Origin of the sequence: Polaromonas sp. LjRoot131 (assembly GCF_964252805.1) — a bacterium.
In the GTDB taxonomy this organism is placed as follows: Bacteria; Pseudomonadota; Gammaproteobacteria; order Burkholderiales; family Burkholderiaceae_C; genus Polaromonas.
Genome location: NZ_CAXUPF020000004.1, coordinates 420,478 through 433,106 on the forward strand (window position 1 = coordinate 420,478; position 12,629 = coordinate 433,106).

11 protein-coding genes are annotated in these 12,629 nt (G+C 65.0%); 6 read left to right on the forward strand and 5 right to left on the reverse strand.

Annotated features, from left to right (window positions below; translation table 11 throughout):
- Positions 1 to 12: 12 nt before the first annotated feature.
- Positions 13 to 1,617 (reverse strand): ABC transporter substrate-binding protein, encoded by a 1,605-nt coding sequence (locus tag ACSQ27_RS19465; protein WP_436157262.1) that lies wholly within the window; start codon positions 1,615 to 1,617, stop codon positions 13 to 15.
- Positions 1,618 to 2,092: 475 nt separating this feature from the next.
- Here ACSQ27_RS19465 and ACSQ27_RS19470 point away from each other — a divergent pair, with 475 nt between their 5' ends.
- From ACSQ27_RS19470 to ACSQ27_RS19490, 5 genes are all read left to right on the forward strand, one after another.
- Positions 2,093 to 3,121: a TRAP transporter substrate-binding protein gene (locus ACSQ27_RS19470; protein ID WP_436157128.1), complete on the forward strand. Its 1,029-nt coding sequence runs from the start codon at positions 2,093 to 2,095 to the stop codon at positions 3,119 to 3,121.
- Between the two features lie 149 nt (positions 3,122 to 3,270).
- Complete coding sequence (locus ACSQ27_RS19475) at positions 3,271 to 5,070, forward strand: TRAP transporter large permease (protein ID WP_436157263.1); 1,800 nt, start codon at positions 3,271 to 3,273, stop codon at positions 5,068 to 5,070.
- A gap of 40 nt (positions 5,071 to 5,110) precedes the next feature.
- Positions 5,111 to 6,160 (forward strand): LacI family DNA-binding transcriptional regulator, encoded by a 1,050-nt coding sequence (locus tag ACSQ27_RS19480; RefSeq protein ID WP_436157129.1) that lies wholly within the window; start codon positions 5,111 to 5,113, stop codon positions 6,158 to 6,160.
- A gap of 33 nt (positions 6,161 to 6,193) precedes the next feature.
- Positions 6,194 to 7,201, forward strand: coding sequence for an NAD(P)-dependent oxidoreductase (locus ACSQ27_RS19485; protein ID WP_436157130.1), 1,008 nt, complete (start codon positions 6,194 to 6,196; stop codon positions 7,199 to 7,201).
- Between the two features lie 41 nt (positions 7,202 to 7,242).
- On the forward strand, positions 7,243 to 8,064 hold the full coding sequence (locus ACSQ27_RS19490; RefSeq protein ID WP_436157131.1) for an amidohydrolase family protein: 822 nt from the start codon (positions 7,243 to 7,245) through the stop codon (positions 8,062 to 8,064).
- 635 nt (positions 8,065 to 8,699) lie between these two features.
- Here the strand turns inward: ACSQ27_RS19490 and pyrF are convergent.
- On the reverse strand, positions 8,700 to 9,536 hold the full coding sequence (gene pyrF / locus ACSQ27_RS19495) for an orotidine-5'-phosphate decarboxylase (RefSeq protein WP_436157132.1): 837 nt from the start codon (positions 9,534 to 9,536) through the stop codon (positions 8,700 to 8,702).
- Between the two features lie 163 nt (positions 9,537 to 9,699).
- On the opposite strand from pyrF, the gene ACSQ27_RS19500 reads away from it, so the two are divergent.
- Complete coding sequence (locus ACSQ27_RS19500; RefSeq protein ID WP_436157133.1) at positions 9,700 to 10,587, forward strand: DMT family transporter; 888 nt, start codon at positions 9,700 to 9,702, stop codon at positions 10,585 to 10,587.
- On the opposite strand, the gene ACSQ27_RS19505 is transcribed toward ACSQ27_RS19500, so the two are convergent.
- The 3 genes from ACSQ27_RS19505 to tsaB are packed head-to-tail and all read right to left on the reverse strand — an operon-like array spanning position 10,584 to position 12,576.
- Positions 10,584 to 11,354, reverse strand: a complete 771-nt coding sequence (locus tag ACSQ27_RS19505; RefSeq protein WP_436157134.1) for a uracil-DNA glycosylase family protein — start codon at positions 11,352 to 11,354, stop codon at positions 10,584 to 10,586. The two genes, ACSQ27_RS19500 and ACSQ27_RS19505, sit on opposite strands and share 4 nt — an antisense overlap.
- Positions 11,351 to 11,830 carry a ribosomal protein S18-alanine N-acetyltransferase gene (gene rimI, locus ACSQ27_RS19510; RefSeq protein ID WP_436157135.1) on the reverse strand — a complete coding sequence of 160 codons (480 nt, stop codon included), beginning with the start codon at positions 11,828 to 11,830 and terminating at the stop codon, positions 11,351 to 11,353. Before rimI ends, ACSQ27_RS19505 begins: the two co-directional genes overlap by 4 nt.
- The gene (gene tsaB, locus ACSQ27_RS19515; protein WP_436157136.1) at positions 11,827 to 12,576 is read right to left on the reverse strand and encodes a tRNA (adenosine(37)-N6)-threonylcarbamoyltransferase complex dimerization subunit type 1 TsaB; all 750 of its coding nucleotides are present in this window, start codon (positions 12,574 to 12,576) and stop codon (positions 11,827 to 11,829) included. The genes rimI and tsaB overlap by 4 nt, the downstream gene beginning before the upstream one ends.
- Positions 12,577 to 12,629: the final 53 nt, after the last annotated feature.

The following is a 12,629-nucleotide window of genomic DNA, read 5'->3' on the forward strand; positions in this document are numbered from 1 at the left end:
TCGGAGTAGCTATCAGCGCTTGGACACGTTGAACATGTAGTTGCTGTCGAAGGTCGGGCCCAGCTTCAGGCCGTCCACGTTGTTACGGAAGGCTGCCACTTCGGTCTGCTGGTACAGCATGATGAAGGGGCTGGTCTTGCGGAACTCGGCCTGCAGGTCCTCATACATCTTCTTGCGCTTGCCGGCGTCGCGCTCCAGCACGGCGGCGTCCGACTGCTTGGTCAGCTCGGGGATCGCCCAGGCATTGCGCCAGGCCAGCGGCTTGGCCTTGGCGTCGTCGGCGTTGTCGGGGTTGCGCGTGAAGGTATCGGCGTTCGAATGCGGGTCCCAGTAGTCGGCGCCCCACTGGCCGATGTACATGTCGTGGGTGCGTGCGCGGTACTTGGTCAGCGTCTGCTTGCCGTCGCCGGGAATGATCTCGATGTCGATGCCGGCCTGCTTGGCGGTCTGCTGGAAGGCCTCGGTGATGCCTTGCACCGGCTGGATGGTGCGCATGTCGATGGTCACCTTGAAGCCGTTGGGAAGGCCGGCCTTGGCCAGCAGCTGCTTGGCCTTGGCCACGTCAAGCTTGTAGGGTTTTTCGGTGCTGGCGCCCAACAGGCCCTGCGGCAGGAAGTTCTGGTTGATCACGCCGATGTTCTTGACCAGCGTGTCGCCGATGGCGCCGTAGTCGACCAGGTACTTCATGGCCTCGCGTACTTCAGGCTTGGCCAGGTTGGGGTTCTTCTGGTTCAGGCTGATGTAGTAGACCGTGCCCTTGGGCGTGGACGCGAGCTTCATGTCCTTGTTGGCCGAGAGCGCCGCGATGTCCTGCGGGCTCAGGTTGCGGGCGATGTCGATGTCGCCTTTTTCCAGCAGCAGGCGCTGCGTGGCCGATTCCTTCACATGGCGGTAGATCACGCGCGCCAGCTTGGGCTTGGGGCCGTAGTAGTTGTCGTTGCGCTCCAGCGCCACGATTTCATTGGCGCGCCATTCGCGCAATTTCAGCGGGCCGGAACCGGCGTAATTGGTCTTGAGCCAGGCATAACCCCAGTCGCCGTTGACCTCTTTCGATTGCACCAGCTTCATGTCGACGATGCCGGCCACATTGGCGGTCAGGCAGTTGAAGACAAAGGTCGGTGCGTAGGCCTTGTCGGTCTCCAGCGTCAGCGTGCCGGGGCCGACGGCCTTGATCTTGTCCTTGACGTTGGCCTTGGAAAAACCGAACTGCGTCAGGATGAAGGCCGGGGATTTGTCCAGCATCACGGCGCGCTGCAGCGAGTAGGCCACTTCCTCGGCCGTCAGCGGGTTGCCCGACGCGAATTTGAGGCCGGGCTTGATCTCGAAGGTGTAAGTCTTGCCGTCGGCCGAGACTGTCCAGGACTTGGCCACGTCGCCCACCAGCTTGGAAGGGTCGTTCACGTCCAGGCGCAGCAGGCGGTCATAGGTGTTGCCCATGATTTCGCCGGCGGACAGCTCGAAGGCTTCGGCCGGGTCCATGGTGATGATGTCGTCAAAGCCGAAAGCCAGCACCAGCGTGTCCTTGGGCGTGGCGGCCAGCGCGGCACCGGCGCCGCAGGCCAGCATGGCGGCCGCTGCCGTGGCGCAAAGGACGCGGCGGCTGAGGAGGGGAAGCATGTGATTCAAGATGGTTTCCTTCGGTTGGACAGTCAAACAAACATGGCGGCCAAGCGCTTGTGGCGATAGCACCCCGGTGTCATCAGAGGTGAGCAGGAATCATGCCCATGCCCTGGGTTATGGCCGCCGGTAACTTGTACATACAAGTTGGGCTCCTGGCGACTGATGCATTCTGCGCCGCCGTTCACGCGCGTCAAGACCCGGGTTTTCCGCGATTGCCGACTTCGCTGAAAACCGTCGGCCAACCCAGCACGTCCTGCCAGTGCCTCCTTTTTCCGCCGCCCCGCTGAGACCGAGCCCGCGTGCGGCGGAAGGCCATAAAACACCCGTTTACGGAGGAAAACACCTATCAAAACCCGTTCCTCCCGGCTTGACGGGCGATTTGGTGTAACGATACAGTAAATCGTTCTACAAAGAACACTACAGAACGCCAAGATTCCCCAGCGCATCGCAAAACACCCTCAGGAGACAAAAAATGACTTCCCTTTCACGCCGCCGCTTTGTCCAGACCACGTCCGCCGCCTCCGTTGCCATGGCGACGGGGTTTTCGGGCCTGGCCAGCGCTCAGTCCACCGTCGCGCTGCGCCTGTCGTCGGCGCACCTGCCCGACCTCAATTCCTCGCACTTCGCCTGGCAGCAGCTCATGGAGGCCAACCTCAAGAAGGCCGTGGGCGACAAGATCCGCATCGACTACTTCCCGAACAACCAGCTCGGCAAGGAAAGCGACGTGGTGCAGCAGGTCAAGGTCGGCTCCATCGACATGATGCTGACCGGCTCGTCCATCTGGGCCACGGTGACGCCGCAGCTCGGCATGCTGGACCTGGGCTACCTGTTCGACAGCTACGAGCACGTGGCCAAGGCGCTGGACAGCGGCGTGGGCGCCAAGCTCAACGAGATGCTGCAGAAAAGCACCGGCTGCCAGGTCATCACCTGGAGCGCCCATTACGGTGCGCGCAACGTCTACACCAAGCAGCCGGTCAAGTCGCTGGCCGAGATCAAGAACGTCAAGCTGCGCGTGCTGCCGACGCCGGCCTTTATCGAGACCTTCAAGATCATGGGCGCCATCCCCACGCCGATTTCCTTCGGCGAGCTCTACATGGCCGCGCAGACCGGCGTGGTCGACGGCTTCGAGCATGACTCGGGCACGGTGCTGGCCAGCAAGCTCAACGAGGTCGTCAAGCACTGCTGGATGACCGAGCACCTGTTCAGCCCCATGGTCTGCATCATGGGCAAACGCGGCGTTGAGAGAATCCCGGCCGAGCTGCGCCCGGCGTTTATGAAGGCCGCCGCCGATTCGACCGTCCAGCTGCGCAAGACCGGCACCGAAAAAGGCCTGCAGGGCATTGAAGACCTCAAGAAACTGGGCATCACCTTCACGCCCATGGCCAAAAACGAGCGCGACCAGGTCCGCAAGGAAATGGAAGCCAGACTCTGGGCCGGCTTCGCCAAGCAGTACCCGGAAACCGCGCCGCTGTTCACGGCGATCAGTGCGGCGCGGGGCTGAGCATGGAAGCCCGCATGTCCGCGGCCCTGCCCGGAACGGCGCCCGTGGCACCCGCCGCCCTGCCCGAAGCCCTCTCGCACAACCCGGCGCAGGCGTCCGCGCCCGGCTTCAGCGTCGGCCATTCGCCCGGCCGCTGGCTGGCCTGGCTGATGCGCATGACCGAGTACGTCGCGGGCGTGGTGCTGGCGGTTGACGTGCTGGTGGTGTTTGTCTCGGTGGTGTTCCGCTACTTCCTGCACGAGCCCTTCGACTGGGCCGAGGAGGTGGCGCGCGCCTTGATGATCGTGCTGGTCTTCTTCGGGGCGGCCACGGTGCTGGCGCGCAGCCAGCACGTGGGCGTGGACATCTTCCGCGGCCTGCTGCCGGCGCGCTGGCAACCGGCGCTGATGCAGTTCGCGAGCTGGATCATCGTGGCCGTGTCGGCCTGCCTCTTCGTCTCGTCCGTCGGCCTGCTGGTGGACTCCTGGTCCAGCACCACGCCCATAGGCCTGCCGCAGTGGATCTACACCTTCCCGGTGGTCATCGGCAGCCTGTTCATGACCATGTTCGGCCTGGCCAACGCGGTCAACGGCCCTTCGCGCGTGGTCTGGTCCACGCTGGGCGTCGGCATCGCCATGGTGGCGGCGGTGGTGGGCTGGAACATGCTGCTGCCCGGCCTGGCCATCAAGCCCTGGATGCTGCTGACCGTGGGTTTCGTCGGCGGCCTGCTGCTGGGCGTGCCGATCGCCTTTGTGCTGGGACTGTCGTCGCTGGTGTTCTTCATGGCCGACCCTTCGCTGCCCATGCTGGTGTATTCGCAGCAGGTGATGGCCGGCACCGACCACTACGTGCTGCTGGCGATTCCCTTCTTTGTGCTGGCCGGGCTGCTGATGGAGTCCAACGGCATGTCGTCACGCCTCATCGAACTGCTGCTGCGCATGTTCGGCCGGGTGCGCGGCGGGCTGGGGCTGATCACCATCACCGCCACCGCCTTTTTCTCGGGCGTGTCGGGCTCCAAGCTGGCCGACATCGCGGCGGTGGGCGGCATCATCATGCCGGCCGTGCGCAAAACCAAGCAGGACCCGAACGAAACTGCCGGCCTCCTGGCCTGTACCGCCGTGATGGCCGAAACGATTCCGCCCTGCATCAACATGATCATCATGGGTTTTGTCGCCAACATCTCGATTGCCGGCCTCTTCATGGCCGGGCTGGTGCCGGCCGCCGTGCTGGCGCTGTCGCTCGCGGCGGTGACGATTTACGTCGGCACCCGTATCAACCCCGATGAAGCGTTTGACGTGCGCACGCCGATGTTCCGCCTGCTGGGCGGCGCGACCGTGGCGTTGGTGATGGTGGCCATGATAGGCAAGGGCGTGACCTCGGGCGTCGCGACCTCCACCGAGGTCTCGGCCTTTGCCGTGGTCTATGCGCTGGTGGTGGGCTGGCTGGCGTTCCGCGAGCTCACCGTCAAGTCGGTAGCGCAGCTCTTCGTGCGCTCGGCCTCCATGGCCGGCGGCATCCTCTTCATCGTCGCGGCGGCGTCCAGTGTGTCGTTTGCGCTGACGATCCAGCAGATCCCGCAATACCTGTCGACTTTCATGATCGGCTTTGCGCATTCCTACGGCAGCACCATGTTCGTGCTGCTGTCGGTGCTCATCATGATCGTCTTCGGTGCCGTGCTGGAGGGCGCGCCCGCGCTGATCATTTTCGGGCCCCTGCTGACGCCGATTGCCTCCCAGCTGGGCGTCAATCCATTACATTTTGGGACCGTCATGGTGATTGCCATGGGATTGGGGCTGTTCGCGCCGCCGGTCGGGCTGGGCTTGTTCGCCACCTGCGCCATCACCGGCACCAACGTCAAGGACGTGGCCCGGCCCATGATGAAATACCTGGCGGTGCTGTTCGTCACGCTTATCCTGCTGGTGCTGGTGCCGCAATTTTCGCTGTGGCTGCCAACTCGCATGGGCCTGTGAAAATGCCAGCAGACGCATTAAAAAAGACAGGACAAAAAACGTGAGCAAGATCCGAGATGTCGCCAGCCTGGCCGGGGTTTCCACCAGCACCGTGTCCAACGTGCTCAACGGCCGCGCCAACCGCATGGCCGCCGAGACGCTGGCGCGCGTGGAAGCCGCCATCGCCGAGCTCAAGTACCGGCCCAACTCCACGGCGCGCCAGCTCAAGACCGGCTACACGCCGCTGATAGGCCTGCTGGTGCCGTCCATGGCCAACCCGATGTACGGCTTCATCGCGCGCGAGATCGAGACCCTGGCGCAGGAGCGCTACGGCTTTCGCATCATGATAGGCAACACCTACCGCGACCGAGACAAGGAGACGCGCTTCTTCGACGACCTGCTGGCGCACGGCGTGCGCGGTGTGATCATCATCTCCTCGCTGATCGACGAACAGCACGTGGAGGCCGCGGCTGAACGCGGCATGGTGATGGTGAGCTACGACAGGCGCGCCACGCCGAACATGCGCTCCATCGTCGACCACGTCACGGTGGACAGCTTCGAGTCCGCGCGCATCGCCACCCAGCACCTCATAGACCTGGGCCACCGCCGCCTGGCTTTCGTCACGCCGGCCGGCCGCACCATGAGCCGCAACGAGAAGATCGCCGGCTTCCTGTCGGCCGCCAAAAGCGCGGGGCTGGAAGCCAGCGCCAGCGTCGTCGAAGGCACACCCGTCGACGAGTACGGCGATTCGATGATGAGCGAAGTGGGCCGCGCCCAGGCCGGCCTGCTGGCCAAGTTGCCCGAGCGGCCCACCGGCGTGATAGGCGTCAACGACCTGATGGCTTTCGGCCTGATGGCGGGTTTTCGCGACGCCGGCCTGGCCGTCCCGGAAGACGTGTCGGTGATCGGCATCGACAACGTGTTTCTCTCCACGCTGATGCACCCGGCCATGACCAGCGTACGCCTGCCGGTGCCCGAGATGGCGCAGGTCATGGTCGAACGCGTGATGAGCCGGCTGGCCGACCCGTCCATAGAGACGCAGGAATTCATTTTCCAGCCCACGCTGGTGGCCCGCGATTCGGTCGCCGAATGCCGCGCGGGCAAGCGCTAACGGTCAACCCACAACAAACACAAGGCTTTTTGAATGACGACGGTTTTTGTCAGCCATCCCCAGAGCAAGCTCGCGCACTACTTCGGCGACCGCGCCATCGCCGCGCTCAAGGCCGTCGCCGAGGTGCGCTTCAACCCGGGTGACACCGACCTCTCCTCCTCCGAGCTGGCCGCGCTGGCCGGCGATTGCGAGGTCATCATTTCCTACCGCCAGACGGTGGGCGACGAGGCCCTGTTCGCCGGGCTGCCACGGCTGCTGGCCTTTGTGCGCTGCGCCATCGACATCCGCAACATCGACGTGCCGGCCGCCAGCCGCCACGGCGTGCTGGTCACCCAGGCCAGCGCGGGTTTCATCCCCTCGGTCAGCGAATGGATCATCGGCGTGATGATCGATCTGAGCCGCCACATCAGTGCGACCACGGCCGACTACCACGCGGGCCGTCCCGTGGTGCCGGCCATGGGCCGCGAACTGCGCGGCGCCACGCTGGGTGTGATCGGATATGGACAGATCAGCCGCTATCTCTGCGACGTGGCGCTCGCGCTGGGCATGCGCATCGTGGTGCACGACCCCTACACACCCACAAACCGCCAGGAGCTCGAGCAGGTCGAGCTGCTGCCGCTGCTGCAGCGCTCCGACTACGTGGTCTGCCTGGCCGCCGCGACCGAGGCCACCGAAAACATGATGAACGCGGCAACCTTTGCGGCCATGAAGCCCGGCGCGTTTTTCATCAATGCCTCGCGCGGCAACCTGGTCGATGACGAGGCACTGATCGCCGCGCTGGACGCCGGCACGATTGCCGGCTGCGCGGTGGACGTGGGCCGCGCGCCCGACCAGATGCCCTCGCCGCGTGTGGCCGCGCACCCGCGCGTGATTGCCTCGCCCCACATAGGCGGCCTCACGCCGCCGGCGGTGGAACACCAGGCGCTGGAGACGGTAGCCCAGGTGGCCGAGTTGCTGCAAGGGCGCGCGCCGCAGGGCGCGGTCAATGCGGCTGAGGCCAGGCGCTGGCAGCAGGCTACCCAGGCGCCGCAAACGGCCTGAGCCGCACCATCACTTTTAACTCCTTTGCGAAAGCTTTTTTGATGCAAGCCACCCAGAACACGACTTACGTCGGCGCCTGCGACTGCCACGTGCACATCTATGAAGACAAATACCCCATGGTCCCCAATGTGGCCTGGGTGCCGCCGCACCTGCCGGTATCGACTTATCGCGAAGTGCAAAAGGCCCTGGGCCTGAGCCGCGCCGTCATCGTCCAGCCCTCGGCCTACGGCTTTGACAACAGCTGCACGCTGGACGCCGTGGCACAGTTAGGTGAGTCGGGCCGCGGCATCGCATTGGTGGCGCCTGAGGTGACGGATGCCGAACTGCGCCGCCTGCATGACGGCGGCATCTGCGGTGTGCGCTACATGATGATCAACCCGGTACTGCAATGGAGTTCACTGGAGCCCATGGCCGCACGGCTGGCGAGCATGGGCTGGATGGTCAACCTGCAACTGGACGGCCGCAATTTCCCCGAGCATGAAGAGCTGCTCAAGCGCTTGCCCTGCAAGCTGGTGATAGACCACAACGGCAAGTTTTTAGAACCCGTCAAGCCCGACCATCCCTCATTCCAGTCGCTGCTGCGTGTGCTGGACACCGGCAAGGTGTGGATCAAGTTGTCGGCGCCTTATGAAACCTCCAAGGTTGGCGCGCCAGGCTACGACGACGTTAGCCTGATCGCACGCACGCTGGCTGAAAAATTTCCTGAACGCTGTTTGTGGGCGAGTAACTGGCCGCATCCGGGGCGGAATCCGCCGCCGTCGGAAGTGGAGTTGTATGACTTGCTGTTTTCTTGGGTTTCGAGTGATGTGGTTCGGAGGAAGATTCTTGTTGATAACCCGGCTGGGTTGTATGGCTTTCGGTGAACTCTGCTGAGGGTGGCTGGCCGGGGTGGCCCGGCGGCCAGTAACTTTCTTTTGCTTCGCCAAAAGAAAGTCACCAAAGAAAAGGCGACCCGCAGTCTGGGTCCCTACGCTTCGCTACGGGCAACCTGCGGTGCTCGACTACGGCGGGGTCTCGCGCAAACTCGCTTCGCTCAGACAAGCGCGATCCCTGATCCGCCTACGTCTGCGCTCCTCGGCCCAGCCAGGACGGGGCAAGCGGAAGCGGGGAAAGAAGACAGAAAACGAAAACACAAAGAAGACAAATACAAACAAGGACTCGCCAAGGCGAGTCCTTGTTTCTTCAGGTATTCAGTATTTGGATTCCTTCTCCCCGCTCCCACCCCTTGTGGATGCGCCGAGGAGCGCAGGGCCGGACGGATCAGGGATCGCGTTGTCTGAGCCGAAGGCGAGTTTAGCGAGACCCCGTCTGGACCGAGCACCGCAGGTTGCCCGTAGCGAAGCGTAGGGACGCAGCAACCAGGGTCGCCTTTTCTTTTGCTTACTTTTCTTTTGGCGAAGCAAAAGAAAAGTAAGTTGCCGCCGGGCAACCCCCGGCCAGCAGAACTAAGAAGAGAGCACAGAGGGAGGAGCGCGCAAAGACCGGCGCAAGACCCGGCCTATTTCAAAGCCTCGCTGCGAGCCGCCTCAAGAACATCGCGAGTCCTCACAGCCTCCCGCCGAGCAGCCTCAGCAAAATCATCCCCACCCGACGCATACAAAATAGCCCGAGAAGAATTGACGATGATGGGCGCCCCGGCCCGCCAGCCAGCCTTGACAGTGGCCACAGCATCCCCACCCTGCGCCCCCACACCAGGAATCAGCAAGGGCAGGACAGGCGCAACGGCACGCACACGCTCGATTTCCGCGGGATAGGTCGCCCCCACCACCAAGCCGAGCTGGCCATTGAGGTTCCACGGCCCTTGCGCCAATCGCGCAACATGCTCATACAGCAGCGGCTGGCCTTCGATGGAAGCAAAACGCTGGTTCTGCAAATCGTCGCCGCCGGGGTTGGACGTGCGGCACAGCAGGAAAGCGCCTTTGCCTTCGTATTTCAGGTACGGCGCGACGGAATCAAAGCCCATGAAGGGCGAGAGCGTCACCGCGTCGGCGCCGTAGCGTTCAAACGCTTCTTTCGCGTACTGCTCGGCGGTGGAGCCGATGTCGCCGCGTTTGGCGTCCAGGATGATGGGCACCTGGGGCGCGACGCGGCGCATGTGTTCCATCAGGCGTTCGAGCTGGCCTTCGGCGCGGTGGGCGGCGAAATAAGCGATCTGCGGCTTGAAAGAAATCACCAGATCGGCGGTGGCATCGACGATCGCGGCGCAAAAATCGTAGATCTTGTTGGCGTCGCCCTTGAGCTTGCCGGGGAATTTGGTCGGTTCCGGGTCCAGGCCGACGCAGAGCATGGAGTGGTTCTGGCGTTCTGCGGCGCCCAGCATGTCAAGAAAGGTCATAGTGGCATTTTAGGCCCCCACGCTTTTCACTTCGAGCCTGCGGCCTGGCAAAGCCAGTTCCGCGGCCCCGGCTGGTAGGGAAAGGGGGCCACACACGCCCGCAGCAAGATTTACTTGCTGCCCGGACAATAGCGGCACTCTTCATCGTCCGCCACACCCACCCATGCAACTCTCACGCCGTCAGCTCATACTCCTCGTCCTGCTCACCCTGGTCTGGGGCCTGAACTGGCCGGTCATGAAGATGGGCATCGCGGACTTTCCGCCGCTGAGCTTCCGGGCGATCTCGATCTGGCTGGGCATTCCGGTGCTGGGCCTGGCCATGGTGCTGCTGAAGGTTCCGTTCTTCGTTCCACGCGACAAGTGGCGCGAACTGTTCTGGCTGGCGGCGGCGAACATGTTTGTCTGGCATGCGCTCATCATCCTGGCGGTGAAAAACCTCAGCAGCGGGCGGGCGGCCATCCTGGGCTACACCATGCCGATTTTTTCGGCGCTGCTGGGCGCCTGGTTCTTCGGCGCGAAGCTCAAACCCCGCAACTGGCTGGGGGTCGCCGCCGCGGCGCTGGGCGTGGCGCTGCTGCTCTGGTATGAGCTGACCAACCTGTCGGGCCGGCCACTGGGTGTGCTGTGCGCGCTGGTAGCCGCTGCCGTATGGGCCCTGGGCACACAGATGCTGCGCAAGACCACCATCGCGGCCGCCACGCTCACGCTGTCCTTCTGGATGACGGTGATGACGGCCGTGATGCTGACCGTGCTGGGCATCGTCTTTGAAATGCCGCAGTGGAAGGCACCCTCGCCCATGACTTGGGGCGCGATTCTCTACAACGCGGTGCTGATCTTCGGTTTTGCCCACGCGGCCTGGTTCACCCTGGCGCGCGCGCTGCCGCCTGTGGCCTCGACGCTGAGCGTGATGATGATTCCCATCCTGGGTGTGTTCTCAGGTGCGCTGGGCCTGGGCGAAGTGCTGCACTGGCAGGACTGGGCGGCGGTGGTCTTGATGGTGGCGGCCATCGCCTCGGTGCTGGCGCCCAGCCGGGACGCCGCCAAGACCTAGCCTGCGGGCGAAGTCACCCGGCTCATGGCCAAGCACAGGTCGTCCCAGGCCTTGGCCTTGTCGGACGGGTTGCGCAGCAAATAGGTCGCGTCGTAGGTCACCACCGTGTGCGCGCCATGCAGGCCGTGCACCTGGCCGCGCAGCTTGCCGAAAGGCTCACTGGACTGCAGCAAAGCCTGTGCGGCCAGGCGGCCCATGACCAGCACCACGTCGGGTTGCGCGCTGGCCAGCAGGGCCGGCAGCGCCTCGGGCAGGGCGGCGCCCACACCGGCCGCCGCGCCGCGCACCAGCGGCGCCAGCAGCACCACGCCGGCCTTGTGCAAACGGGCGGCACGCAGCATGTTGTCAAGCAGCTTGCCGGCCTCGCCCTCAAACGGGTTGAAGGGTTCACGCTGCAGCGCGGCCGCCGGCGTTTCGGCCAGCACCAGCCAGCGCGCGCCCTGGTCATGGGCGGCCTCGGCGTACAAGGCCTGCGCGGCGCCCATGCTCCAGGCACCGGAGCTGGCCGGTGCGGCGGCTTCGCGCGCCTCGGCTGGCGGCGCGGCCGCCACCGGTGGGCGGGGAGGCGGGGTGCGCACAGGCGGCGGGGCCTCACGCACGTCGGGCGCGGTGGGAGCCGGTGCCGGCCTGGTTTCCTGCGAGGCAAGCGCCACTTCCACCACCGCCTCGGCAGCAGGAGCATCAGCAGGCGCCGACACGGGCAGCCACACGCGCACGCCCATTTCGCGCAGCATGGCGCGATGGCGTTTGTCGAGGTCCAGGCTCATAGGGCCAGGCTCATGACCACGGCGTCTTCGCGCGTTGACGCATCGGCCGGGTAGTAGTTGCGGCGCGTGCCGACGTGGCGAAAGCCGTAGCGTTCGTAGATCGCCTTGGCGCGCGCATTGCTCACACGCACCTCCAGCCACAGCCATTGCGCGCCCTGCGCGCGCGACCAGATGGCCAGCGCATCGAGCATGATGCGGGCCCAGCCCTGGCGCTGGTGTTCGGGCGCGACCGTGATGTTGAGCAGGTGCACCTCGTCCACACCCTTCATGGCCACGAAGTAGCCCAGCAGCTCGGCGTCGGGCGCGTTGCCGCCGGTCAGCAGCTGCGCCTGGTAGCCGGCATTGAGCGAGTCGGTGAAGTTGCCCTTGGTCCAGGGCTGGCCGTAGGCGCTTTGCTCCACACGCACCACCGCGTCCAGCCATGCGGGCGTCATGGCTTCGAACTGGGCTTCGAGGGGCTTGAGGATGGCGTTCATGGTGAAAGGGGCGGAACCTCGGCGAGGAGTTTGGCGGCCTTGACCCGCTCGCGCTCTTCGGTAGTGAGCGCTACTTTATCGCGAACGTAGAGCGGCAGGGCGAGGTCTGCGCTCACACACTGCCCGGCGGCTGCCAGCACGGGCGCCAGGCGCAGCAGGGCGGCGGCCGTGGGCAGGGCCTCGGCCTGCGCCGGCATGCCGGCCGGCAGGCGGTCCGCGTAGACCGAAAACACATTGCCGGCCAGCAGGTCGACCGCGGAACCGGGCACAAAATCCTCGGGCCGGACCAGCTCGCATTCACCCAGCGCGCGGCACTGCCCGCCGCTGAATTCAAAGCGCTGCACATACATCTCGTCCATGCGCGCGTCGAGCAGCGCCGTGATGCCAAGCGGCTGTGCGCCGGCTTGCTGGAAGCGCGCCTCTTCGGCCACGACCATCAGGGTGTCTATGGGCAGCACCGGCATGCCCGCGCCGTTGCGTGCACCCAGCGCCAGGCCCTGGGCCACGGCGCAGGCGGTGCGCAGGCCGGTGAAGGAGCCCGGGCCGCGCCCGAAGGCGATCGCGTCAAGTTCGCCCAGCGCCAGGCCGGCCTCGGCCAGCAGCGCGAGGATGGCCGGGATCAGCGTGGTCGAGGCCTGCGCGCCGCCCGGGCCGCTGTGCTGCCAGCTGCGCACGCCGTCGGTCACCGCCACCGACATGCGGTCGGTGCTGGTGTCAAAGGCGAGGAATTTCTGGAATTGCGGCATTCGGTCGGGGCGGGTCGGTCAGGGGCCGGCAGCGCTTGAACAAGAGGCTGGCG

Coding starts and splice junctions, on each gene's coding strand:
- ACSQ27_RS19465 (WP_436157262.1), bottom strand. CDS start 1,617: ATGCTTCCCCTCCTCAGCCGCCGCGTCCTTTGCGCCACGGCAGCGGCC.
- ACSQ27_RS19470 (WP_436157128.1), top strand. CDS start 2,093: ATGACTTCCCTTTCACGCCGCCGCTTTGTCCAGACCACGTCCGCCGCC.
- ACSQ27_RS19475 (WP_436157263.1), top strand. CDS start 3,271: ATGCGCATGACCGAGTACGTCGCGGGCGTGGTGCTGGCGGTTGACGTG.
- ACSQ27_RS19485 (WP_436157130.1), top strand. CDS start 6,194: ATGACGACGGTTTTTGTCAGCCATCCCCAGAGCAAGCTCGCGCACTAC.
- ACSQ27_RS19490 (WP_436157131.1), top strand. CDS start 7,243: ATGCAAGCCACCCAGAACACGACTTACGTCGGCGCCTGCGACTGCCAC.
- pyrF (WP_436157132.1), bottom strand. CDS start 9,536: ATGACCTTTCTTGACATGCTGGGCGCCGCAGAACGCCAGAACCACTCC.
- ACSQ27_RS19500 (WP_436157133.1), top strand. CDS start 9,700: ATGCAACTCTCACGCCGTCAGCTCATACTCCTCGTCCTGCTCACCCTG.
- ACSQ27_RS19505 (WP_436157134.1), bottom strand. CDS start 11,354: ATGAGCCTGGACCTCGACAAACGCCATCGCGCCATGCTGCGCGAAATG.
- rimI (WP_436157135.1), bottom strand. CDS start 11,830: ATGAACGCCATCCTCAAGCCCCTCGAAGCCCAGTTCGAAGCCATGACG.
- tsaB (WP_436157136.1), bottom strand. CDS start 12,576: ATGCCGCAATTCCAGAAATTCCTCGCCTTTGACACCAGCACCGACCGC.